This window comes from Xanthomonas sp. 3793 (genome assembly GCF_024806835.1).
GTDB classification, from domain to species: Bacteria; Pseudomonadota; Gammaproteobacteria; order Xanthomonadales; family Xanthomonadaceae; genus Xanthomonas; species Xanthomonas arboricola_F.
The window spans coordinates 721,537-745,675 of the sequence record NZ_JANTYU010000003.1 but is presented as its reverse complement, the minus strand read 5'-3'; the positions used below and the strand labels follow the sequence as shown (position 1 = coordinate 745,675).

The following is a 24,139-nucleotide window of genomic DNA, read 5'->3' as shown; positions in this document are numbered from 1 at the left end:
CAGTAGATAGAGCTTGTTTGGAGAGAATCGGAAGCCGAGCGGAATAACGAAAGCGCAGACCGCGATAGTGAGGAAAATTACGAATGTGCGCATAGGTTCAGTGCCGCCTAACACCTGAGTTAAGCCGCGGCGCCAAGCGGCGTCGGCTTGGACGAATTGTTAGGGCGCACCTTCGCGCAACTGGAAAATGTTGCCCTCTGGATCCACGGCGTTGCGGACGATGAAGCCCAGCCCGCGCCATTGCTCGGGAAGCACCTGGCCACCAAGCGAGTTTGCTACGGCCTGCGCATCCGGCAGGCTGGGGACGGTGTAGAAGAACTTAGAGGCAGCGTTGTCCCGAATGGCCGGCGGCGAAGTGATACTTGTCTCGCGCGCGACGAGGGCAGGCATGGCATGAACGATGATCTGGAGCTCCGGAGAGCTCAGGATTACGAGCTCATCGGTGGAGCGGACGCGAGCCAGCCCAAGAAGCTTCTCGTAGAAGCCGGCCAAGTTGGCGAGGTTTTTTGCGTAAATGAAGAGTCCAGCGCGAGCGGGCCCTGCCATGCAGTGATTCCTGTGCGAGAGCGAGAGTGTACCTGTGCGGCCTAACGCCCGAATTAAGCCGACCCGCGAAGCGGGTTCGGCTTGAATGAATTGTTAGAGCCCTGCCCGCGACAGCGCATGAGTCAACTCCAACTGGTTGCAGCCATGGTCCTGCAGGATGCCGTCAGCATCTAGCACCCCAACCTCAAATCCCTCCTCAACATCCTCGTAGTAGAGCAGGCCAGATGGCAACTCCGCAACGACAAGGACCTGGCCCAAGGCACGGCTGCGCTGGAAAGGGACTGAATAAAACGGCACGCGATATGGGGCGAATGCAGCTTGCTGGGTAGGCGAGCAGCTAGGGAACTGATCTGCCACCAGCGCCTCAAGCTCAACGACTGTAACGGGCTGCCAAGTTTCCAAAGGGCTCTAACGCCTGAATTAAGCCGAGTTGCGAAGCAACTTCGGCTTGAATGAGTTGTTAGGCAGTGAGTGGCCGCGAAGGTTGGATGGTGCAACCATGCTCCCCAGCACTGCCGCCTGGACCAAGTGTGCCACAGCTTGCGAGATGGAGCTTGCCCAGCGATGCAGCGGTGCGTGATGCCACCGAAGCCAAGTACAACGAGCACAGCGCGGCAAAAACGTACGAGCGCGAAGCACCGAACTTACCGAAGTCTACAACGGTGATGACTGATACCCGGAGCCGAGCGCATGCACGCCAGCGACCTTACCGAAGCGGCAACCACCAACGCATTTGCTCCACCACCGCCTAACGCCTGAATTAAGCCGACCCGCGAAGCAGGTTCGGCTTGAATGAATTGTTAGGCCTAGCCTATCGGAAGGTCTCAGCCTTGAGTTGTTGCGATGACGGGTCCGACCGTTTGCGAGCAAGCTCATTCTTGAGTGGGACTAGCACAGAATCGGGAAAGACTGCGCCTGGCATGTTTGAATCATCAATCCAGGCGCTGGCGAAGGCGTCCTTGTCTTCTCGGAAGTACGGTGCAATAGCGCCGATCTTCTTGTTCGCGATCTCGGCAGAGAGCACCGCAATTGCCGCGTTGCGTTGGAGCTGATGCACCTCAGTCTCAAGACGAAGCACACGGTAACTGAGGAAAAGGCAGGCGACCGCAAGGACGGTAAGAAGGACTTTGGATGCCATAACCTCTCCAGCTAGGCCTAACGCCTGAATTAAGCCGACCCGCGAAGCGGGTTCGGCTTGAATGAATTGTTAGGCTCGCCTGATCTCTCCGCAAGCCAAGACGGCATGATGAGGGAGCCAGCAATCACTGCGCTCTGTGCCGATCTCATGGCCGTTGGAGCACAGCAAGTTGAAACCATCTAAACCATCGAGGCCGCAGCAGCCATTGAGCCTGGAGCCATCCTGGTGATGCTGAGTGTGCTGAAGATCTCTGAAATTGACCAGAAAGTCACCAGGGCACTCGGGCTCAAACTCCCCGTCCGAGACCACAAAGTAGCCGGGGGAGAATAGATCCTCGCCGTCCTTCTGGTTGAGGGAAACGCCTATGGGCAGCGGCGCTAGATCGCTAGCAATGACGATGCCGCATGTTGAGCAATGGAAGGAGCTGGTCACGGGCCTAACGCCTGAATTAAGCCGAGCCGCGAAGCGGCTTCGGCTTGAATGAATTGTTAGGCCGACGGCCCATGAGAAACAAACTGCAGAGGCTCATTTTGCAAGGACCATTTTGGCAGGTAGACGCGGCCAAATGGCGGCGACAAGAGCATGACGCCGGGCTCCTCAACGCCAATAGCCTCCATCTCGGCGGGCGTGAGGACGACAAGCTCAACGGTCCCCGGTGTCTGGCCGTGCTCCAGCAGAACCGAGTCTCCGACCTGGATTGGTGATCCGTCTGCGTAGGTAAGCATTGAGCTTTCCACCGAGGCCTAACGCCTGAATTAAGCCGAGCCGCGAAGCGGCTTCGGCTTGAATGAATTGTTAGCGCTCAACGTGGGGAACAAACAGTGCCTCCATTTCGTCTCGCGCGGACACCAGTAGCGTAAGAGCGAAGGAAACGCACAAGCAACTGTAGTTATCCTCAACCTCGCAATGCACCCCGCGGCCACGCTCGTCGAACTGGCCGGTGCGGTAGAACGACAAGGGAAGGCCATGTACATGGCTGGAAAGGAACTTGTATAGCCAACGAAACTGCTGAACTTCCACGCCAGCTGCGGCAGCAATTGTCTCCAGCGGCGCGAGATATGCACTCTTGCCATGAAGGAGTTTGCGCTGGTCTGACGCACGGAGAGCCAAGAAGAATGCATTGCTATTGAGTCGTTCTCTAAGCTCAGCGGCCTGCGTCTGAAACCCCGGAATGTCGGTTGAGGTTGGATCCATCTCCTCAAACATGTGAATCCTTGCCGTGCAGTCATGGAGATTGAAGATGTTCCAGCGACACTCCCACTCATCTTGAGTGGATTGCTCGATGCACAAGTAGAAGAACGCGAGCCTTACCTCGAGCAGGGATCTGACAAGTACAGCTAGTGAGTCGTAGTCCCAGTGGTCAGTGACCTTCTTTGACCATGACGTGCCTGGAGCCAAGATCGCTAAACTGACGCCGCGAGCGCACAGCGTTGTGAACAGAACGCTGGCATAGAAGTGGGCACCCGTTGGTGCTGGGATGCCGGCGCAGTTGCGAGAGACATTGAGGCAGTCACTAAGGACGCTCTCGAACGCCTTGATGCGTTCTTTGTAGTCGTCAGATGCGGCAGTGCTGGCGTTTGCCGCAGGGCGCCCCAACAGTTTGTTTATGAGTGCCAGGGACATTGCTTTGAGCGCTAACTAATATTGGACCGCCTAAAAGCGGTGTTGCGCCAAGTATCGACTAAGGCCGGAGGTCTGGGAAGGGGGAATTCCTATTCCGTAACAATGACTTGCCGGATGGCAACCGGCCGTCTTTACGTCGATGCTGGTTGCGTTATCCGACGTTTGAGCAGGCGTATGAGTTACACCCGTGACGATGCAGGCGTAACTAGGCGTCTGACCCCCAAGCTGTTGGATCAGGTCCGTGGTCGGCTGCGGCTTCGCCACTACAGCCTGCGTACCGAGCAGGCGTATGTGGGCTGGATCCGACGCTTCATTCTGGCCAACGGCAAACGGCATCCAGTACAGATGGGGCAGGCAGAGGTCGAGGCGTTTCTCACCGAACTGGCGACGCGGGGCCAGGTGTCGGCCGGCACGCAGAATCAGGCGCTGGCAGCACTGCTGTTCCTGTATCGCGAGGTCCTGGGCGTGGAGTTGCCCTGGATGGAAAATCTGGTGCGCGCCAAGCGGCCGCGGCGTATTCCGGTGGTGCTCTCGACCGAGGAGGTGGCGCGCTTGCTGACGATGCTGGAGGGGTCGTGTCGGCTGATGGCGGGGCTGCTGTACGGCAGCGGAATGCGGTTGCTGGAGTGCCTGCGGTTGCGGATCAAGGATGTGGACATGGTGCGTTGCGAGATCGTGGTGCGCGACGGCAAAGGCGGCAAGGATCGGCGGGTGCCGCTGCCGCACAGCCTGCGAGGGACATTAATGCAGCAGCACGAGCGGGCGCTGCTGCTGCACGCCGCTGATCTCGCCGAGGGAGCAGGACGGGTGTTCCTGCCGCATGCGCTGGCGCGCAAGTATCCCAATGCCGATGTCGAGCCCGGCTGGCAGCATCTGTTCCCCGCCGCGCGTCGATCGGTGGATCCGCGCAGTGGCCGAGTTGGTCGGCATCACGTGTCGGAGGAGATCCTGCAGCGTGCGGTGCAGGCGGCACGGCGCCGTGCGGGGATCGACAAGCCGGCGACCTGCCACACCTTGCGGCATTCGTTCGCCACGCACCCGCTGGAGGCTGGCCACGATATCCGTACCGTGCAGGAGCTGTTGGGCCACAAGGATGTAGCAACCACGCAGATCTACACGCATGTGCTCGGGCGCGGTGCATCGGCGGTGCACAGCCCGCTGGATGGGCTGGGCCTCGGCGGTGGTTGACGCTGCGGGCAAGAAAAACCAACCCGCTGTGGTATTTGCGGCCAGCGTCGGGACTGAAGTGCCTCCTACAGTCCGATGCCCGGAGACGATGAACACCGCTAAAAATCTCCGGTCTTCATGGCAATGCTTCAGCCGTCCAGCATCGCCTTATCGCGCACCGCACCCTTATCCGCACTGGTCGCCAGCAACGCATACGCCTTCAACGCCGTGGTGACCTTGCGCGGGCGCACCTCCACCGGCTTCCAGCCCTTGGCGTCCTGCTCGGTGCGACGACTGGCAAGCTCTTCGTCGGACACCAGCAGGTTGATCGAGCGGTGAGGGATATCGATCAGGATCTTGTCGCCGTCGCGCACCAGGCCGATCGCGCCGCCTGCGGCGGCTTCCGGCGAGGCGTGGCCGATCGACAGGCCCGAGGTGCCGCCGGAGAAGCGGCCGTCGGTGAGCAGGGCGCATTGCTTGCCCAGGCCCTTGGACTTGAGATAGCTGGTGGGGTAGAGCATTTCCTGCATGCCGGGGCCGCCCTTGGGGCCTTCGTAGCGGATGACCACGATGTCGCCGGCTTTCACTTCGTCGGCAAGGATGCCCTTGACCGCCGAATCCTGGCTCTCAAAGACACGCACATTGCCTTCGAAGACGTGGATGGATTCGTCCACGCCCGCGGTCTTCACCACGCAACCGTCGCGGGCGATATTGCCGTACAGCACGGCCAGGCCGCCTTCCTGCGAGAACGCGTGCGCGACATCGCGGATGCAGCCTTCGCTGCGGTCGGTGTCCAAGGTGTCCCAACGTGTGGCTTGGCTGAAGGCGATCTGCGTGGGGATGCCGGCCGGGCCGGCCTTGTAGAACGTGTGCACGGTTTCAGTGTCGGTCTGGGTGACGTCCCACTGCGCGATGGCGTCGGCCAGTGTGCGTGCGTGCACGGTTGCCGCGTTGGTATGCAGCAGCCCACCACGCGCCAGCTCGCCGAGGATGGCCATGATGCCGCCGGCGCGGTGCACGTCTTCGATGTGGTACTTCGGCGTGTTCGGGGCGACCTTGCACAGCTGCGGCACGCGCTTGGACAGGCGGTCGATGTCGCGCATGCCGAACGGCACCTCGCCTTCCTGCGCCGCTGCAAGCAGATGCAGGATGGTGTTGGTCGAGCCACCCATCGCGATGTCCAGGGTCATCGCGTTTTCGAAGGCTTCGAAGGTGGCGATGCCGCGTGGCAGGGCGGTAGGGTCTTCGCCGCCATACCAGCGATGGCACAGCTCCACCGCCACGCGTCCGGCGCGCAGGAACAGCTGTTCGCGGTCGGCGTGCGTTGCCACCACGGTGCCGTTGCCCGGCAGCGACAGGCCCAGCGCTTCGGTCAGGCAGTTCATCGAGTTGGCGGTGAACATGCCCGAGCACGAGCCGCAGGTGGGGCAGGCACTGCGTTCGAACTCGGCCACCTTTTCGTCGGAGGCGCTGTCGTCAGCGGCGATCACCATCGCGTCAATCAGGTCGAGTTTATGCTCGGCCAACTTGGTCTTGCCGGCTTCCATCGGCCCGCCGGAGACGAACACGGTGGGGATATTGAGCCGCAGCGCGGCCATCAACATGCCCGGGGTGATCTTGTCGCAATTTGAAATGCATACCAGCGCGTCGGCGCAATGCGCATTGACCATGTACTCGACCGAGTCGGCGATGATCTCGCGGCTGGGCAGCGAATACAGCATGCCGTCGTGACCCATCGCGATGCCGTCGTCCACGGCGATGGTGTCGAACTCCTTGGCCACGCCGCCGACGCGTTCGATCTCGCGCGCGACCAGCTGGCCGAGATCCTTCAGGTGCACATGCCCGGGCACGAACTGGGTGAAGGAATTGGCGATGGCGATGATGGGTTTGTGGAAGTCGCCATCGCGCATGCCGGTGGCGCGCCAGAGTGCGCGCGCGCCAGCCATGTTGCGGCCGTGGGTGGAGGTCTTGGAACGGTATTCGGGCATGGCGATGTCGACGACTGATCAGCGAGCGGTGGCTGGCAATTAGAGCGCGTCGCGACTGTTGCTGCTGCAACCGTCACGGCGGGTTCTGGTGATCGGTCACGGTAGCACGCAGCTGCCAGGCAGGAGCGTAGCGCCAGGCGGGCACGGACGCGATGCGCGCGCGCGGCCACGCAGGCATGCGGCCAGCCGAGCGGTTCATCGATGCGCAGCGACACCCTCGCTTTCCAGGCTGCGCACCGGCATGCCGGTGCGGGAGCAGCCACCGCAACGACTGTGCTCACCGTCAGGCGGGTGCGCCCGCCCCGCGGCGACGTTGTCGATCACGCGGACTGCGGCCCTCGCGTGCCTCGGCCAGATCCACCGGACGGTCGCTCGCTACGCGCTACTGGCCGCTCTAAACTGCGCACATGACCGCTGCCATGTCGTGCCGCGCCGGCTGTGCCGCCTGCTGCATCGCGCCCTCGATCAGCTCGCCAATTCCCGGCATGCCCAACGGCAAGCCGGCCGGGGTGGCGTGCGTGCAGCTGGACGCGCAGTTGGGCTGCCGGTTGTTCGGGTCGCCGCAGCGCCCTGCGGTCTGCGGCAGCCTGCGGCCGTCCATGGAAATGTGCGGTAACTCGCGCGAGCAGGCCTTGCGCGTGCTCGCTGCGTTGGAGCAAGCGACCCAGCCTTGACGGCGCCTGCCCACGCCACGATCAGGCGCCGCCGGTGCCGCCCAGATACTGATCCTTGAGCCGCACGTAATGCTGTGCGGAGTAATGCAGGCTTTCGATTTCCTTGTCGCTGAGCGTACGCGCCAGCCGGGCCGGATTGCCGAGCCATAATTCCGCCTCGCCAACCACCTTGCCCGGGCCCACCACCGCACCGGCACCGACAAATCCGTAGCGTTTGATGGTGGCCCCATCCAGCACGCAGGCGCCCATGCCGATCAGGCACAGGTCTTCGATGGTGCAGGCATGCAGGATGGTGCCGTGGCCCACGGTGACATCGGCGCCGATCACGGTCGGATAGCCGGCCTTGTTGAACGGGCTGTGGTGGCTGACGTGGATGATGGTGCCGTCCTGCACATTGGTGCGCGCGCCGATCTGCACATGATTGACGTCGCCACGGATCACCGTGCCCGGCCATACCGATACATCGTCGCCCAGGCTGACCTTGCCGATGATGGTGCAGGCCGGGTCGACGTAGACGCGCGCGCCCAGCTGTGGGATGTGGTCCAGGAACGGGCGAATCGGGGGCACGGCACTCTCCGGCAAGTCAGCGTGCCGCCAACTGCGGACACCGGTGGATGATACCTGTGCGGTGCGTGTCGCTGTGGCAGCGGCGGTGCTGCGCCTTGGATGCAGATGACGCAGATGTGCGTCGTGGGTGCAGAGGGCGGTGCGTATCGATGCGTGCTGGGTGATGCTGTGGTTATCGCAGCGGGTGAGTGACGCGATTTGAAGTCACACGCAATGCTGTTGCATGCGCATGCCGCAGATCCGGCGATCAGACGATCAGACGAAAGAGGCGGCTCCGCAGCTGCCCACGATGCATGCGCGACCGGGAGCGGCCAGCAGTACTGCTGCGCGACCAACGGGCGGGCGCGCCCGCTATCCGGAATCGGCATGCACCACTCGTATCCCGCTTCTGAGCGCTCAGTCCACACCCGCCCGGCGACTGTCAGCCACGTTTCCTCAGCCGTCCGGAGCCGCATAGAGCGTTGCCGCGATGCTGGCTGCCGGGATGGCGCCTTGCGCGAGTTGGCGCGACGCCCCGGGCACGCATCGCACGCGCGTTGAGGACGATTTCGAAACAGCCGGAAAGTAACGACGCAGCTACGAGCGATGCAGCCGCCCGATCTGATCGCCAAGTGCGCGCCATGTCTGGAGGCGCATCAGACAACGCAGACACCTCGTCCGAACGCAGCGCTGCGCAAGCGAAGGCCATTGGGCCTGCATCCGATAAGCGCACAACACTGCGGTAATCGGTCTTGAACGGTACCGGCAATCGGCCTAGCGTGCATGCCATTGCGGCGTATCGCTCGTGTCTGCCGCGCACGCACAGGTCTTCACGCTTGCGCCTGCGCGGCGTCCCCTGCCGCAGCGGGAATGCACGAGCGCCAACGCTGCACCAGATCAGCACGCTCACAGGCCACGCCAATGCTGCAAAGCACCTCAACGTCCGTACACTTCGTCCTGGAGCGCATGACGCCGTTCCAATGGAGGGCCGTGGCAGTGTGCGTGCTGCTGACGATGCTCGACGGTTTCGACGTGATGGCGATGGCGTTCACCGCCCCGCATGTGTCGGCCGACTGGCAGTTGTCGGGCAAGCTGCTGGGGGCGCTGTTCAGTGCCGGGCTGGTCGGCATGGCAGTGGGGTCGCTGTTGCTGGCGCCGTTGGCAGACCGCATCGGTCGCCGTGCGCTGATCCTGGTGTGTCTGGCCATCCTGACCGTCGGCATGGGCGCATCCGCATCGGCAGGCAATGCGTGGCAGCTGGGCGCGCTGCGGGCGTTCACCGGGGTCGGGATCGGCGGGATGCTGGCCTGCGTGGCGGTGACCGCGGCCGAATATTCCACCTCACGCTGGCGCAGCACGGCGACGGTGTTGCAGGCCACCGGCTACCCGGTCGGGGCGACGATCGGCGGAGCGATCGCAGCGCTGCTGTTGCAACACTGGTCCTGGCCATCGGTGTTCTGGCTCGGTGCGCTCGGTTCGCTGCTCTGCGTGCCGCTGGTGCTCGCCTTCTTGCCCGAATCGCTGGAATTCCTGATCGCCCGACGGCCTCCCCATGCGCATGCGCGCTTCAATGCGGTGCTGGCCCGCATGGGGATGCCGCCGCAGCCGCAGTTGCCGTTGCCACCGGCGCAAGCGGGCGGACAGGCGCAGGGGTATGCGGCCTTGTTCGTGGGGGCGCTGCGGCGGCAATCGCTGCTGATCGCGCTGGCGTTTTTCCTGCTGATGTTCGGGTTCTATTTTGTGCTCAGCTGGACCCCCAAGCTGCTGGTCACCGCCGGCCTGTCGGCTGCGCAGGGCGTCACCGGCGGGGTGCTGTTGAATCTGGGCGGCATTGTCGGCGGCACGCTGTTCAGTTGGCTTGCCCTGCGTGGGCGCCTGTCGCGGCTCACGGCCGGCGCACTGGTGCTGGTGGCGGTCGGGATGGCCGCATTCGGTTTGAGCAGCACCGTGCTGAGCTGGGCATTTGCCATCGCATTGCTGACCGGCGCAGCCCTGACGGCGGCCATGGGTGGGCTGTATGCGGTGGCGCCGGTGGTCTTTACCGCAGCCGTGCGCTCCACGGGCATGGGCTGGTCGATCGGGATCGGGCGCCTTGGCGCCATCGTCTCGCCGCTGTGCGCCGGGGTGCTGCTGGATGCCGGTTGGTCGCCGGCCATGTTGTATCTGGCCTGCGGCGTACCACTGTTGTTCGCCGCTGCTGCGGTCGTGGCGATGCGCCTGCCGGAGCACTGAACGGCTTGGCTGGCGGTGCCCGATGCCGGCCGGGGAGGCAGCTACGGTTGCGCCCGCAGACCAAAGAAATCGCCACCGGTGCCGATAACTCCGGAGACCGCCAAGCCCTTGGCGGACTCTTCCGTGGACATCGTGCAGACCAGCGCCGGCATGCTCAGAACCATCGACTCCGACCAACTCCGTCCCGGCATGTATGTCTACAAGCTGCTGGGTGCGTGGGTGCACCATCCGTTCTGGAAGACATCGTTCCTGGTCGATTCCGACGACGTGGACAAGATCCATGGCAGCCGGATCGAGCAGCTGGTGATCGACACCGCCCGCGGCCTGGATGTGGACACGGGCGCGGCGGTCGGCGAGCAGCAGGCGGACGGTGCGCCATCGCTGCCGCCCTCCACGCCGGGGCCGGAACCGGAACCACCGGAGCCGGCTCCCACCGCGCGCAGTGCGCGCACCAACAGCGTCACCGCGCAGGTCGGTATCGAAGCCGAAGTGGTGCGGGCGCGGCGTATTTTCGAAGACGGCCGCGACACGGTGGAGGAGATGTTTCGCGACGTGCGATTGGGGCGCACTGTCGACACCGAGGCCGCCATGCCGTTGGTGGAAGCCATCAACGATTCGGTGCTGCGTCATCCGCAGGCCTTGATCAGCGTGGCGCGGCTCAAGACCGCCGATGACTACACCTACCTGCATTCGATGGCCGTGGCCGGGCTGATGAGCGGACTGGCGCGGCAACTCGGCCTGCCCGAGGCGCAGGTGGTGGAAGCGGCGATGGGCGGCCTGCTGCACGACATGGGCAAGGCGGTGACGCCGCTGGAGATTCTCAACAAGCCCGGCCGGCTCACCAATGAAGAAATGGAGGTGATGCGCCAGCATCCGCTGGATGGGCATCGCCTGCTGGTGGCCGGCGGCGTGCAGAATGCGGTGGTGCTGGAAATCGCGCTGCATCATCACGAAAAGATGGACGGCAGCGGGTACCCCAACCGCCTGGTCGGGCAAGAGATCTCGCTGATGTCGCGGATGGGCGCGGTGTGCGATGTGTACGACGCCATCAGTTCCGACCGCCCCTACAAACGCGGCTGGGACCCGGCCGAATCGCTCAAGCAGATGGCCTCCTGGAAGGGGCACTTCGACCCGGCGATCTTTCAGGCGTTCGTGCGCCGGCTGGGCATCTATCCGGTCGGCTCGCTGGTGCGGCTGGAATCGCAGAAGCTGGCCGTGGTGATCGAACAGACCCCGGACGCGCTGCTCAAGCCCAAGGTGCGCGTGTTCTATTCGGCCAAGCTGCGCAGTCACGTGCTGGTGCAGGACATCGACCTGTCGCGGCCCGATTGCCAGGACCGTATCGCGCAGATGGAAAGCCCGACCGACTGGGGCTTCCGCGATCTCGAGAAACTCTGGCTGCCGTAAGCGCGCCGCGCAGGGCGGCCTTGCCGTGCGCTGCATGGGCAGCGCGGGCAGCCATGACCTCGACACAACGCTGCGGCACCTACCCCACGGCAGCCACCGCAGCTGGCTTGGCTGCGCCCTGCACTTGCCCCCACACCCGACCGGCACCCGCCCGCTAGCGAACGCGACCATGCTGCGCTGCAGCTTGGCAATGTAGTTATGATCTATAACTATTACGAAACGCAATCACTTGCCGACCGGATCTCATGTCCACCTCGTGCCTGGATCACCGCCGCCCCCCGCACACCGCAGCGCTGTATCGCTGTCGGGCGCGGGCGTGCAACGACGGCGCGGTGTCGACATGCGCACGCGCCTGGTCCCGGCGTGTGTCGACAGCCTGCGTATCCACATCGCCAGGCCTGGCCGCGTCTACAATGCGTTGCACGCCGGGGATCGGCGTTGCGGATCGGGCGCATGGCGCGTACCGCTCCGCCCGCCGCCTTTGTCGCGAGAACCGTCATGCCCGCTACTGCCACTGCCGCACCGTTGCCCGATGCCATCACCGCAGTGGACCAGGCGCGTCTGCTGCGACTGCTGGGCTACCGCATCACCCGCACCGAGCTGCTGGTGCGGCGGATGTTTCAGGAATGCGTTGCCGCCTTCGATCTGAAGCCGGTCGATTTTTCCTTGTTGATGCTGGTGGATGGCAACCCGGGCATCAACCAGCGCCAGATCGGCGACGTGCTGCATGTCTCGCCACCGAACTTGGCCATCGTGGTGGCGCGGCTGGTCAAGCGCCGTCTGCTGCGGCAGGTGCGCGGGCGTCAGGACCGGCGCATGCAGCATCTGTCGTTGACCCCGGCCGGCGTCACCCTGCTGACCGATGCCGAAGCCGAGGTGCTGCGCATGGAACAGCAGCTCAGTGCGGTGCTCGGCACCAGCGAGGCGCCGCTGCTGCGCGCGCTCGATCGCCTGGATCGGCTCGATACGCCGTAAGCCCCCTGTGGCGGCGCTCTGCCGCGCAGCGTGATCTCAGCAATGTCTTGATGGCACGTGCCGTACGCAGCGCGGGGATCGCCCCTGCCTGATCGCGTGCCAGGTGGCACGCCCCGCTGTTTCCTTCCAACGCTGGAGATGTGCGCAGTGATTCGATCATCGGTGGTGCGTGGCGTAGCTGTACGGGGGGCAGGGTGGCGGGTGCGTGCGGCGCTCGGCATCGTGGGGCTGCTTGCGAACGCGGCGGCGCTTGCGCAGGGCGTGCCACAGAGCATGGCGTTGACCAACGGCCTCAACACCGGCGGGACGAGTTTTCTGGATGGCTTCACCCGCACCACACCCGGCTGGGCGGTGGTCACCTACCTGCGACAGACCTCGTTGGATTCGGTGAAGGACGCGCGTGGCGACGATGTACCGGTGTTCGACAACCCACGCATCGACTCGACGCTGCTGTTGACCCAGGTCGCTTACGTCACGCCCTATCAATTGTTCGGTGGCGCGGTGGGGATCAACACGCTGCTGCCAGTGATCAACCTGGATGCCTCGTTCGGTCGCAACAGCATCGCCACCTTGCGCGACAACGGCGCCGGGGTGGGCGATCTGACCTTCGGCCCGTATCTGCAGATGTTGCCGGTGATGCGCGATGGGCGGCCGGTCTTTTCGCAGCGGTTCGAGTTCGACGCGGTGGCACCGATCGGCAAGTTCGACCGCGATCGCGATCTCAACCAGGGCGCGGGCTATTGGTCGCTGATCCCCAATTATGCGTTCACGGTGCTGCCCACACCCAACTGGGAAATCAGCGCACGCCTGAACTACGTCTACAACTTTCGCAGCGAGCGCCGGCCAAACCTGCCCGACGGGTTCGACTTCCGCAACGGCCAGGCCGGCGATGCCGGCTGGATCAATTTCGCCACCTCCTGGGAAGTGGTGCCGGACGTGCGACTGGGCATCAACGCCTATTACCTCACCCAATTTCGCGATAACCGCACCAATGGCCAGCGCGTGCCCGACAGCCGGCAGCGCGTGTTCTACGCAGGCCCGGGTGGCGTATGGCGATTCGATGCCAACAACATACTGTTCGCCAATCTTTATCTGCCGGTGGAGGTCAGGAACGCGGCTTCCGGCAACAACGTCAACCTGCAGTACGTCCATGTGTTCTAGTGCCGGCGCAGCTGGCTCCTACGGAGGGTGGCAATGAATTTGCAGAACAAGACGATCGTGGTAACCGGTGTGGCGTCGGGTATCGGCGCAGAGGTCGCACGGCTTGCGCGGTTCCACGGCGCCACGGTGATCGGTGTGGATCGCACGCCGGTGCAGATGACCCTGCATGGCTTCCACCAGGCCGACCTGGGCGATCCGGCCTCCATCGATGCGCTGGTGCGCGCGCTGCCGGAGCAGATCGATGCGTTGGCCAATGTGGCCGGCGTGCCGGGTACCGCACCGCTGGATGTGGTGGCACGCGTCAATTACCTGGGGCTGCGTCATCTGAGCCAGGCGCTGTTGCCGCGCATCGCTTCCGGCGGCGGCATCATCAATGTCGCCTCGATCCTGGGCGCCGACTGGCCGCAGCGGCTGGACCTGCACAAGCAACTGGCCGCCGCCGAGAGTTTCGACGCCGGCACGGCCTGGCTGGCCGCGCATCCGGTGGCGCACGACACCTGCTATCAATACTTCAAGGAAGCCTTGATCGTGTGGACCTTGCTGAAATCGCGGCCGTGGTTTGCCGAGCGCGGCGTGCGCGTCAACAACGTCTCACCCGGGCCGGTCTTTACCCCGATCCTCGGCGATTTCGCCGCCATGCTGGGCGAGGAGCGCGTCAAGGAAGACGCCAAGCGCATGACGCGCCCTGCGTATGCCGACGAAGTGGCCGAGGCAATCGTGTTTCTTGCATCGGATGCGGCGCGCTGGATCAACGGCATCACCCTGCCGGTCGACGGCGGCCTGGCATCGACCACGCTGTAGTTCCCCACAATTTTCAGCAGGAGGCTAGACCATGAATGCTCTTCCCAGCGCAGCGGTTGCTGCGAATGCGACACCCGCGTGGCACGGCTGCATCTTCAATGGCGACTGGGTGCCGGGCCACGGCGGCGCGTTGCCGATCCATGAGCCGGCCACCGGCGGGTTGTTGCACGAGGTGAGCAAGGCCGATCTGGCCGATGTTGCCGCCGCCATTGCACAGGCCAAACAGGCGCAGCGCGCCTGGGCCGCCACCGCGCCGCGCGAACGCGCGGCGGTCTTTCACCGCGCCGCGCAGGCGATGCAGGCACGCAGTGCCGAAGCCGCATTGCTGATCGCACGCGAAACCGGCGGCATCCTGCCCAAGGCGCAGCGTGAGGTCGATGAAGCGGTGGTGTTCTACCAGCAGGCTGCCGGCCTGCCGTTGCAGGCGATGGGGCAGGTGCTGCCGACCGGCGCCGGCCAGCTCAGCCTGGCCCGCCATCTGCCGCTGGGCGTGGTGGCGGTGATATCGCCGTTCAACTTTCCGTTGATCCTGTCGCTGCGTTCGGTGGCGCCGGCATTGGCGATGGGCAATGCGGTGATCCTCAAGCCGGATCCGCGCACGCCCTACACCGGTGGCGTGATCATTGCGCAGGTGCTGGAAGAAGCCGGCCTGCCCAAGGGGTTGCTGCACGTGCTGCACGGCGATGCGCAAATTGGCCAGGCGCTGGTGGAAGCGCCTGATGTACCCATGATCGCTTTCACCGGCTCGACTGCGGCCGGCCGCCGCATCGGCGAAATTGCCGGGCGACACCTGAAAAAAGTGTCACTGGAGCTGGGCGGCAACAATGCGGTGATCGTGCTCGACGATGCGGACCTGGACCGCGCCGCGTCGGCGATTGCCTTCGGCGCGTACATGCACCAGGGACAGATCTGCATGGCCACCGGACGGGTGCTGGTACAGCGCAGCGTGGCCGACGCGCTGACCAAGCGTCTTGCGGAAAAAGCACGGCATCTGCCGGTGGGCGACCCGGTCAGCGGCACCGTGGCATTGGGGCCGATCATCGATCAGCGCCAGCTGCAACGCGTGATCGACATCGTCACCGACAGCGTCGCCGCCGGCGCGGTGGTGGAAGCCGGGGCAACCAACGAAGGGTTGTTCTACGCAGCGACCGTGTTGTCCAACGTGCGTCCGGGCATGCGTGTGTTCGATGAGGAAGTGTTCGGGCCGGTGATCAACATCACCGTGTTCGACACCGATGAAGAGGCCGCGCAAATGGCCAACCACGGCGAATATGGGTTGGCTGCCGGCATCATGTCGACCTCGGTGTCGCGGGCGCTGGCGCTCGGCGAGCGCCTGCATACCGGCTTGCTGCACATCAACGACCAGACCGTGGCCGATGAAGTGATCAACCCGTTCGGCGGCACCGGCGCATCCGGCAACGGCACCAGCGTCGGTGGTCCTGCCGATTGGGAGCAGTACACGCACTGGCAATGGTTGACGATCAAGAGCGAGGTGCCGCAGTACCCGTTCTGATGGCAGGTGCCTAGGTCGATGGATTGGCCCTGGCACCGGCTGCAGGCATGGCGGGATCGCGTCGCAGTGTCCGCGTCCAGATCGTCGCCGTGGCTTGGCGCGTTGTTCCGGCGTTCCAGCAGCGCTGGATCCACTCACTCGCCGGTGCGGAAATGCGTCGGCGAGCAGCCTGCATGCCGCGCGAAGTAACGGCTGAAATACGCAGCATCGAAAAATCCAAGTGCTGCGGCAATCTGCTGAACGCTCAAACTGGTATAGCGCAGGTTGCGCCGTGCTTCGAGCATGATGCGGCGCTGTAGCAGTTCCAGGGCCGAGGCATCGGCAAGCCGCCGGCACACCGCATTGAGATGTCCCGGCGTCAGCCCCAGCTGGTCGGCGTAGCGGGAAATCGGCCAATGCGCGCGATAGTGCCGGTCGATCAGGGTTTGATACGCGCGCAGATGACGCAGCGCCGGATCGGCTTGCGCGTTGGCCACGGCCGCGTCTTGCAGGCCTTGCAGTGCGGCGCGCGCTGTCCAGATCACCAGCTGCGTCGCTGCGGCCTGCAGTGCGGCCTCGTGCCCGACGCGCTGATGCGCATGGTCGTCGGCGATGCTGCCGAACAATACGTCGAGCAGGCGTTGCGATGATTTGACCGGAAATATGGCCGGCATCGACAGGCCGGATTGCAGCAGCGGCGCAGCACTCAACGCGCTGCGTACCAGAGGCATGCACAAGGTGATGATGTGCCCGCGTACCCGCGGGTCGAACGCAAACCCGTGCACGCACAGCGGCGGCAGCCACACGAGGTTGGCGCCACGCAGACGCTGGGTGCGTCCATCCAGTTGCAGCGTCGCCGGCCCGCGCTGCACATACAGCAGCTGCGCCAGATCTTCATGCCGGTGCGGGGTGATGTGCCAGTCGTGCAGCCGGCTGCGCGCGGCAATCGATTCCCAATGCAGTAATTCCGGCGCGTCGGCGTGCCGCTCGCCGTACAGGCCGAAGGCGGGAACCGCAGCGATCGCAGCAGCATTGCGTGTGCGTGTAGGCATCGTCGAAAAGTCCAAGCACTGCGCGCAATCATCCCTTCAATGGTCGCGTTTGGCTACCGACACTGCAGGCCTGATCATTGAAGGCAGGAGCGCCCCATGCGGACGCAAATTGCAATCATCGGCGCCGGGCCATCGGGCCTGCTGCTGGGCGAACTGTTGCTGCGTGCCGGCATCGACACGCTCATCGTCGAGCGGCAGACACCGCAACACGTGTTGGGGCGCATCCGCGCCGGGGTGTTGGAGCAGGGCAGTGTGGAGTTGCTGCAACGTGCCGGTGTGGGCGAACGCCTGCAGCGTGAGGGCCTGCCGCATCATGGCTTCGAACTGTCGCTCGATGGCCAGCGTGAGCGCATCGATCTGCTGCGCGGTTGCGGCCGTGGGGTCACGGTCTACGGCCAGACCGAGGTCACGGCCGATCTGATGCAGGCGCGCCAGCGCAGTGGCGCGCCGACCTACTACGGCGCAGGCGAGGTCACCCTGCACGCGCTGGAAAGCGCCGCACCCAGCGTGGAATTCACGCATGACGGTGGCCGCATGCGCGTTGCCTGCGACTACATCGTCGGCTGCGACGGCTTTCATGGGGTCAGCCGCGCCAGCATCCCGGCCGAGCGGATGCGCCTGTTCGAACGCGTCTATCCGTTCGGCTGGCTGGGTGTGCTGGCCGATACGCCGCCTGTGCACGATGAGCTGATCTATGCGCGTCACAGGCGTGGCTTTGCCTTGTGCTCGATGCGCTCGCCCACGCGTACGCGCTATTACGTGCAGGTACCCGCAGACGCCCGTGTGGAGGCCTGGAGCGATGCGGCGTTCTGGGATGCGTTGCGCGCACGCTTGCCGGATGCGTTGGCCGAACAATTGGTCACCGGCCCATCGATCGAAAAGAGCATCGCGCCGCTGCGCAGCTTCGTCGCCGAGCCGATGCAGTACGGTCGCCTGTTTCTGGCCGGCGATGCGGCGCATATTGTGCCGCCCACCGGCGCCAAGGGGCTGAACCTGGCGTTGGCCGATGTCGGCCTGCTTTCGCAGCTGTTCGCACGCTGGAAGGCCTCCGGCGATGCCGATGTGTTGCGGCAGTACTCGTCCCTGGCGCTGCAGCGGGTGTGGAAGGCCGAGCGATTTTCGTGGTGGATGACTACGCTGCTGCATACCTTCGACGACGAAGATGCCTTCACTGCGCGCATCCGCCAGGCCGAGCTGGAGTATCTGCTCGGCAGCGAGGCCGGCCGCGCGACCATCGCTGAAAACTATGCGGGACTGCCGCTGGCCGAGGTGGCCGTGCGCTGAGACAGCCTGTTTAAAGGTGATTTTTTTATTACCAGGCAGTTGCGAAGTGCCCTGGTGCACTTCGCGTAGGCTAGCGCGACAGCGGATGTGCTCGGTAGGGTGGCGTGGACGCGTGGCGGTTGCTGTCTGTGCATGGACGCGTCATTGCCCCAATCGCGCCGTGCGCCAACTCCCCCGTGAGCGCATGGCCCGTTTCCTCCTAGGAGATCCCCATGAAAAAGATTGTTTCCCGCGCCTTGTTGCTGATCATGCTGGTCGCACCGATGGCGGCGTTCGCGCAGACCGCCGTCACTGAAAACACCAATCACCAGAAGTTGCTGCTCGGTTCCAATTGGTACGAAACCGCCAACAAGCGGCTGGTCTACGACTTCTGGCGCATCGTGTTCGAAGCCGGGCAGGTGCAGTACGCACCGATGTACATGGACAAGAACTACATCCAGCACAACCCGAATGTCGCCAATGGGCGCGATGCGTTCATTGCATTCCTGACTGCCTTCGTGAAGCCGACCCCGGTGCAGCCGCGCGTGCAGTTGCCGTTGGTCGCCATCACCGCCGATGGCGATCTGGTCACGCTGGTGTCGGTGCGCACGCTGCCGGACCCGCGTAACCCCGGCAAGACCTATACCACCACGTGGTTCGATATGTTCCGCATCGAAAAGGGTCTGATCAAGGAACATTGGGACCCGGACACCATCGCCGGTCGCGCAAATACCGGCGGCCAGTAATCGCTGCGGCATTGCAGGGCTGCAGCCTGCAGCCCTGCAATGCGTGTCCCATGCGACTAGCTCCCCCAGCGTTGCGCCCACCCGATGGTGGGCGCAGTCGTTTCGATGGAAGCGCTCAGCTGATCCGGAAGCCCATCGTCGCTTCCACCGCCTGCTGCCAGCCGGCATACAGTTGTTCGCGCTTGTCCTCGGCCATGGTCGGCTCGAAGCGGCGATCCACCGCCCACTGCTTGGCGATCTCTTCGCGGCTGCTCCAGAACCCGGTTGCCAAGCCGGCCAGATAGGCCGCGCCGAGCGCAGTGGTTTCGGCCACTTCCGGGCGCAGCACCGGCACGTTGAGCATGTCGCTCTGGAACTGCGCCATGAAATCGTTGGCGATTGCGCCGCCGTCGGCGCGCAGTTCCTTCAGTTCGATACCCGAATCGGCCTGCATCGCGGTCAACACGTCGCGGGTCTGGTACGCCATCGATTCCACCGCCGCGCGCACGAAATGTTCCTTGGTGGTGCCGCGGGTCAGCCCGAACACCGCGCCGCGGATATCGCTGCGCCAGTACGGCGCACCCAGGCCGACGAAGGCCGGCACCAGATAGACCCCGTCGTTGTCGCCGGCGCGTTCGGCATAGGCCTGTGAGTCGCTGGCCTTGCCGAGCATGCGCAGGCCGTCGCGCAGCCATTGCACCACCGACCCTGCGACGAAGATCGAGCCTTCCAGCGCATATTCGACCTTGCCGTCGATGCCCCAGGCAATCGTGGTCAACAAGCCGGCCTTGGACGCGACCGCCTTGTCGCCGGTATTCATCAGCGCAAAGCAACCGGTGCCGTAGGTGTTCTTGGCCATGCCCGGTTCGAAGCAGGCCTGGCCGAACAACGCCGCCTGCTGGTCGCCGGCGATGCCCGCGATCGGCACCTGCTCGCCGTAGAAATACTGGGTCTGGGTCATGCCGTAGATTTCGCTGGACGAGCGTACCTCCGGCAGCATCTCCTTCGGCACGTCGAGCATGGCCAGCAGCTCGGCATCCCATTCCAGCGTGTGGATGTTGTACATCAAGGTGCGCGAGGCATTGGTGTAGTCGGTGACGTGCACCTTGCCGCCGGTGAGATTCCAGATCAGCCAGCTGTCGATGGTGCCGAAGGCCAGTTCGCCGTTGCGCGCGCGCTCGCGTGCGCCGTCGACGTGATCGAGGATCCATTTGACCTTGGTGCCGGAAAAATACGCATCGATCAGCAGGCCGGTCTTGTCGCGCACCATCTGCTCGTGCCCGGCGTCCTTGAGTTGCGTACAGATGTCCTTGGTCTGCCGCGATTGCCACACGATGGCGTTGTAGATCGGCTGGCCGGTGGCCTTGTCCCACACCACCGCGGTCTCGCGCTGGTTGGTGATGCCGATGCCGGCGATCGAGCGCGCATCGATCTGCGCATTGTTGAGCAGCTCGGTGATCGTGGTGTAGACGCTGGTCATGATCTCGCGCGGGTTGTGTTCCACCCAGCCCGGCTGCGGAAAGATCTGGCCGAACTCGCGCTGCGCCACGCCGGCCACCTTGCCGTTGCGATCGAACAGCATCGCGCGCGAGCTGGTGGTGCCTTGATCGATCGCAAGGACGTATTGCTTTTCCATCGGAGATTCCTCGAACAATGCCGGCGCTGGCGCGCGGCGAGAAAGTGGGCAATGCACGCCGCTGCTCGAAAGGCCGATACATCCAGGGCCTGTCCGGCAGCGGCGCCGTGCTGTCAGTCGTGCAGCAGTGCGATCAGCGCGGATCGAGCGGTGGCTTGCCGGCCTGCAGATGGCGCACGCGTGCCGGCAGGAAGGGCAGGATCAGCCACTGGTAGGCGAGCGCGCCGATCGGGCCGCCGATCAACGGTCCGACGATCGGGATCCACCAGTAGTTGTCCTTGGCCGGTAGTGCTGCCTCGCCCCAGCCGGCGAAGTAGGCGAACAGGCGCGGGCCGAAATCGCGCGCCGGATTCATCGCCCAGGCTTCCAGATAACCCATCGACGCGCCCAGCGTCGCCACCAGCAGACCGATCATCAGCGCGCCGGAGTTGGCGGTCGGCGCGGCTTCGTTGAATTGTTCGGTGATGGCGAAGATGCCGAAGATCAGGAACGCGGTGATGATGATCTGGTCGACCAGCGCATGCATCGGCGTGACCGCCAGGCCAGGTGCGGTGAAGAACACACCGGCCGCGCCGCCGGCTTCGCGCGTCAGCTGCTGCACCTGGTTGAAATGGTCGATCACCGGCCCGTACAACTGATAGACGATGGCCGCGCCCAGGAAGGCGCCGATGACCTGGGCGATCCAGTACGGCACCACCTTTTTCCACGAGAAATCGCGGAACAGCGCCAGCGCCAGCGTCACCGCCGGATTGGCATGCGTGCCCGACACCGAGCCGGTGACATAGATCGCCAGCGTCACTGCCAGGCCCCAGGCGATACACACGCCCCAATAGGCGTTCTGATAGGGACTGGGGTCATAGAGGATGTACATCGCCGCGACCGAGTCGCCCAGCGCGATGATGATGAACATCGCGACCGCTTCGGAAATCAACTCACCTACGAGTTGGCGGTTCATGCGCGCATGCTCGCGAGAGGATCATCGCAACGCGCAGGCGATTGCAACACGCGCGTCGGCGCGCAGGGGGAGTGGGTCGTGCTCATCGGGGGTGCCCTCCACGGGGTGATGCAGGCAGTGCGCCAGGATACGTTGCCGGACGACCCGTCCTCGCCGGCAACGCGGTGTGTTCAAACGGTCGCGAGCTCGGCGGATTGGAGCGCCTGCGTCTGCAGGTACGCTTCCAGCCGCTGACGTCCCTCCGCATCGATCCGCAGCCCGAGTTTGCTGCGACGCCACAGGATATCGTCGGCGGTCTGCGCCCATTCGTGGTGACGCAGGTAGTCCACCTCGGCCTGGTACAGGTCTGCACCGAAGTGCTCGCCCAGGCCGGCCACATCCTGCGCATCGCCCAGCAGCGGTTCCGCGCAGGTGCCGTAATTGCGCACCAGCCGCTGCGCGGTGGCGGCAGGCAGCCAGGGGCGCGCGTTGCGCACGCGCTCAAGCAGGCTGGCGATATCGCGCTGTTCACCACCCGGCAGCGCATCGCCGCGCGCGGTCCATGCCGGCTTGCGTGCGCCCAGCGCATGCGTGAGCCGGTCGACGGCCTCTTCGGCGAGCTTGCGGTAGGTAGTCAACTTGCCGCCGAACACATTGAGCAACGGCGCGCCGTCGGTGATGACTTCCAGTTGATAGTCGCGCGTCACCTCGGCGGCATTGTCTTCGGCATCGTCCAGCAGCGGGCGCACGCCACTGTAGTTCCACACCACATCGGCAGGGCTGATCTGTTGCTGGAAATACAGGTTCACCGCATCGCACAGGTACTGGATCTCGGCCGCATCGATCCGGGGAGCGGCGGGGTCGGCCTCGTAGTCGACGTCGGTGGTGCCGATCAAGGTGAAGTCGTGCTCGTACGGAATGGCGAACACGATGCGCCGGTCCGGTTGCTGGAAGATGTAGGCGTGATCGTGATCGAACAGCTTGGGCACCACGATGTGGCTGCCCTTGACCAGGCGTAGCGCGTGCTGATGCGGCACCGCGGCCACCTTGTCCAGGAACGACACCGCCCACGGCCCGGCGGCATTGGCCAGTGCGTGCGCCTGCACGGTGCGGCGACGACCATCGCGGTCCTCGAGCTCGGCGTACCAGAACCCGGCATCGCGCCAGGCACCCACGCAGCGCGTTCGGGTGTGGATCTGGGCGCCGCGCTTTGCCGCGTCCATCGCATTGAGCACCACCAACCGTGCGTCCTGCACCCAGGCGTCGGAGTACACGAAGCCGGTGCGCAGCGATTCCTGCAACGGCTGCCCGACCGGGTGAGTGCGCAGCGACAGGCGCCGCGAGCGCGGCAGGCTGCGCTTGCTGCCACCCAGATGGTCGTACAGAAACAGGCCGGCGCGGATCATCCACGCCGGACGCAGATGCGGCTGATGCGGCAACAGAAAGCGCAATGGCCAGATGATGTGCGGGGCCAGCCGCAGCAGCACTTCGCGCTCGGCCAGCGCCTTGCCGACCAGCGCGAACTCGTACTGCTCCAGATAGCGCAGGCCGCCATGGATCAGCTTGGTACTGGCGCTGCTGGTATGCGCAGCCAGATCGTCCTGCTCGCACAGGCACACCGACAGGCCACGTCCGGCCGCATCGCGGGCGATGCCGACCCCGTTGATGCCGCCGCCTACCACCAGAAGATCGTACGTCTCGCCCATCGGTGCCTCCGTCCAGGTGCGCTACGAGCGAACCTAAGTTGTCATGTTCGAACATATTCGAACATCAAACCTTTTCGGGGCGTGAAGAAATGGATTGCCTGTAAATCAAGGTGAGTTAAACGATAAAGGCAATAGATTGGTGGAAATCAATTCATTGAGCAAATCGAAAATTGGCGTTGAGCCGAAGTCCGCGGGTCACAAACGCACTTAAACGAACAATCTCAGTTGCCGCTGTCGGCATCTGCCAGGTGCACCCGGGTGCCGGCCTCGGCCAGCACCTTGGCCAGTTCCTGCGGCGGCGGTCGGTCGGTGAACCAGTCGTGCACCTGGGCGATCGCCCCCAGCCGCACCATGGCGTTGCGGCCGAACTTGCTGTAGTCGGCGGCCAGCACCACCTGCCGCGAGTGCTCGATGATGGCCTGGGCCACGCGCACTTCCTGGTAGTCGAAATCCAGCAGGGTGCCGTCCAGGTCGATGCCGGAAATGCCGATCACCCCGAAGTCCACCTTGAACTGGCGGATCAGTTCCACGGTGGCCTCGCCGGTCACGCCCTGATCGCGCCCGCGCACCACGCCGCCGGCCACGATCACCTCGAAACTGGGGTTGGCGCTCAGCATCACCGCCACGTTGAGGTTGTTGGTGATCACGCGCAGGCCGCGATGCTGCAGCAACGCGCGCGCGACCTCCTCGTTGGTGGTGCCGAGATTGATGAACAGCGAGGCATCGTCGGGAATGAAGCGCGCGACGTGTGTGGCGATGTGCTGTTTCTCGCGTGCCTGCAGCGCCTTGCGCGCGGTGTAGGCCAGGTTTTCCACGCTCGAAGGCATGCTGACGCCGCCGTGATAGCGGCGCAGCACGCCGGCATCGCACAGCAAGGTCAGATCGCGCCGAATGGTTTGCGGGGTGACCTCAAAGCGCGTGGCCAGGCCTTCGACATCGGCAAAGCCCTGCTGCCGCACCAGCGCCACCAATTGTTCCTGGCGCGGGTTCAATGCCGGCGCCGGGACAGTCCTGTAGTGAGTTGACTCCATGCGCAGATGATCGCGCATGCGCGTGAGGATGCAAGCACGGCA

At 64.4% G+C, this 24,139-nt stretch carries 21 protein-coding genes; 10 read left to right on the top strand and 11 right to left on the bottom strand.

The window, feature by feature from the left end:
- Window positions 1-159: 159 nt before the first annotated feature.
- From FHY18_RS13540 to FHY18_RS13525, 4 genes are all read right to left on the bottom strand, one after another.
- Entirely contained in the window at window positions 160-546 is a 387-nt protein-coding gene (locus tag FHY18_RS13540; RefSeq protein WP_259155944.1) for a glyoxalase/bleomycin resistance/dioxygenase family protein, read from the bottom strand.
- A gap of 811 nt (window positions 547-1,357) precedes the next feature.
- Complete coding sequence (locus tag FHY18_RS13535; RefSeq protein WP_259155943.1) at window positions 1,358-1,684, bottom strand: hypothetical protein; 327 nt, start codon at window positions 1,682-1,684, stop codon at window positions 1,358-1,360.
- Window positions 1,685-1,753: 69 nt separating this feature from the next.
- A complete protein-coding gene (locus tag FHY18_RS13530; protein WP_259155942.1) occupies window positions 1,754-2,116 on the bottom strand; it encodes a hypothetical protein in 363 nt (120 codons plus the stop codon).
- A gap of 363 nt (window positions 2,117-2,479) precedes the next feature.
- Window positions 2,480-3,307 carry a DUF5677 domain-containing protein gene (locus FHY18_RS13525; protein ID WP_259155941.1) on the bottom strand — a complete coding sequence of 276 codons (828 nt, stop codon included), beginning with the start codon at window positions 3,305-3,307 and terminating at the stop codon, window positions 2,480-2,482.
- 174 nt (window positions 3,308-3,481) lie between these two features.
- On the opposite strand from FHY18_RS13525, the gene FHY18_RS13520 reads away from it, so the two are divergent.
- Window positions 3,482-4,495, top strand: coding sequence for an integron integrase (locus tag FHY18_RS13520; RefSeq protein WP_259155986.1), 1,014 nt, complete (start codon window positions 3,482-3,484; stop codon window positions 4,493-4,495).
- Window positions 4,496-4,623: 128 nt separating this feature from the next.
- On the opposite strand, the gene ilvD is transcribed toward FHY18_RS13520, so the two are convergent.
- Entirely contained in the window at window positions 4,624-6,462 is a 1,839-nt protein-coding gene (ilvD, locus tag FHY18_RS13515; protein WP_259155940.1) for a dihydroxy-acid dehydratase, read from the bottom strand.
- Window positions 6,463-6,869: 407 nt separating this feature from the next.
- Between ilvD and FHY18_RS13510 the strand changes: the two genes are divergently transcribed.
- Entirely contained in the window at window positions 6,870-7,136 is a 267-nt protein-coding gene (locus FHY18_RS13510; RefSeq protein ID WP_259155939.1) for a YkgJ family cysteine cluster protein, read from the top strand.
- Between the two features lie 21 nt (window positions 7,137-7,157).
- Here FHY18_RS13510 and FHY18_RS13505 read toward each other — a convergent pair whose 3' ends face one another.
- Complete coding sequence (locus tag FHY18_RS13505) at window positions 7,158-7,703, bottom strand: gamma carbonic anhydrase family protein (RefSeq protein ID WP_259155938.1); 546 nt, start codon at window positions 7,701-7,703, stop codon at window positions 7,158-7,160.
- A 900-nt stretch (window positions 7,704-8,603) separates the two neighbouring features.
- On the opposite strand from FHY18_RS13505, the gene FHY18_RS13500 reads away from it, so the two are divergent.
- From FHY18_RS13500 to FHY18_RS13475, 6 genes are all read left to right on the top strand, one after another.
- Window positions 8,604-9,914: an MFS transporter gene (locus FHY18_RS13500; protein ID WP_259155937.1), complete on the top strand. Its 1,311-nt coding sequence runs from the start codon at window positions 8,604-8,606 to the stop codon at window positions 9,912-9,914.
- Between the two features lie 150 nt (window positions 9,915-10,064).
- On the top strand, window positions 10,065-11,321 hold the full coding sequence (locus FHY18_RS13495; RefSeq protein ID WP_259155985.1) for an HD-GYP domain-containing protein: 1,257 nt from the start codon (window positions 10,065-10,067) through the stop codon (window positions 11,319-11,321).
- A 444-nt stretch (window positions 11,322-11,765) separates the two neighbouring features.
- Window positions 11,766-12,296, top strand: coding sequence for a MarR family transcriptional regulator (locus FHY18_RS13490; protein ID WP_181113038.1), 531 nt, complete (start codon window positions 11,766-11,768; stop codon window positions 12,294-12,296).
- Between the two features lie 138 nt (window positions 12,297-12,434).
- Entirely contained in the window at window positions 12,435-13,457 is a 1,023-nt protein-coding gene (locus FHY18_RS13485) for a transporter (RefSeq protein WP_259155936.1), read from the top strand.
- Window positions 13,458-13,490: 33 nt separating this feature from the next.
- On the top strand, window positions 13,491-14,258 hold the full coding sequence (locus FHY18_RS13480; RefSeq protein WP_259155935.1) for a coniferyl-alcohol dehydrogenase: 768 nt from the start codon (window positions 13,491-13,493) through the stop codon (window positions 14,256-14,258).
- Window positions 14,259-14,289: 31 nt separating this feature from the next.
- Window positions 14,290-15,771, top strand: a complete 1,482-nt coding sequence (locus tag FHY18_RS13475) for a benzaldehyde dehydrogenase (protein WP_259155932.1) — start codon at window positions 14,290-14,292, stop codon at window positions 15,769-15,771.
- 134 nt (window positions 15,772-15,905) lie between these two features.
- Here FHY18_RS13475 and FHY18_RS13470 read toward each other — a convergent pair whose 3' ends face one another.
- The gene (locus FHY18_RS13470) at window positions 15,906-16,802 is read right to left on the bottom strand and encodes a helix-turn-helix domain-containing protein (RefSeq protein ID WP_259155931.1); all 897 of its coding nucleotides are present in this window, start codon (window positions 16,800-16,802) and stop codon (window positions 15,906-15,908) included.
- A gap of 96 nt (window positions 16,803-16,898) precedes the next feature.
- Here FHY18_RS13470 and pobA point away from each other — a divergent pair, with 96 nt between their 5' ends.
- A complete protein-coding gene (gene pobA, locus FHY18_RS13465) occupies window positions 16,899-18,086 on the top strand; it encodes a 4-hydroxybenzoate 3-monooxygenase (RefSeq protein WP_259155929.1) in 1,188 nt (395 codons plus the stop codon).
- A 212-nt stretch (window positions 18,087-18,298) separates the two neighbouring features.
- Window positions 18,299-18,811 carry a nuclear transport factor 2 family protein gene (locus FHY18_RS13460; RefSeq protein WP_184409551.1) on the top strand — a complete coding sequence of 171 codons (513 nt, stop codon included), beginning with the start codon at window positions 18,299-18,301 and terminating at the stop codon, window positions 18,809-18,811.
- Window positions 18,812-18,926: 115 nt separating this feature from the next.
- Here the strand turns inward: FHY18_RS13460 and glpK are convergent, their stop codons facing one another.
- The 4 genes from glpK to FHY18_RS13440 form a co-directional block, all read right to left on the bottom strand.
- The gene (gene glpK, locus FHY18_RS13455; RefSeq protein ID WP_259155928.1) at window positions 18,927-20,426 is read right to left on the bottom strand and encodes a glycerol kinase GlpK; all 1,500 of its coding nucleotides are present in this window, start codon (window positions 20,424-20,426) and stop codon (window positions 18,927-18,929) included.
- 133 nt (window positions 20,427-20,559) lie between these two features.
- Window positions 20,560-21,381, bottom strand: a complete 822-nt coding sequence (locus FHY18_RS13450) for an MIP/aquaporin family protein (protein ID WP_259155926.1) — start codon at window positions 21,379-21,381, stop codon at window positions 20,560-20,562.
- Window positions 21,382-21,551: 170 nt separating this feature from the next.
- Window positions 21,552-23,066: a glycerol-3-phosphate dehydrogenase gene (gene glpD, locus FHY18_RS13445; RefSeq protein ID WP_259155925.1), complete on the bottom strand. Its 1,515-nt coding sequence runs from the start codon at window positions 23,064-23,066 to the stop codon at window positions 21,552-21,554.
- 221 nt (window positions 23,067-23,287) lie between these two features.
- Window positions 23,288-24,115, bottom strand: a complete 828-nt coding sequence (locus FHY18_RS13440; protein ID WP_259155924.1) for a DeoR family transcriptional regulator — start codon at window positions 24,113-24,115, stop codon at window positions 23,288-23,290.
- Window positions 24,116-24,139: the final 24 nt, after the last annotated feature.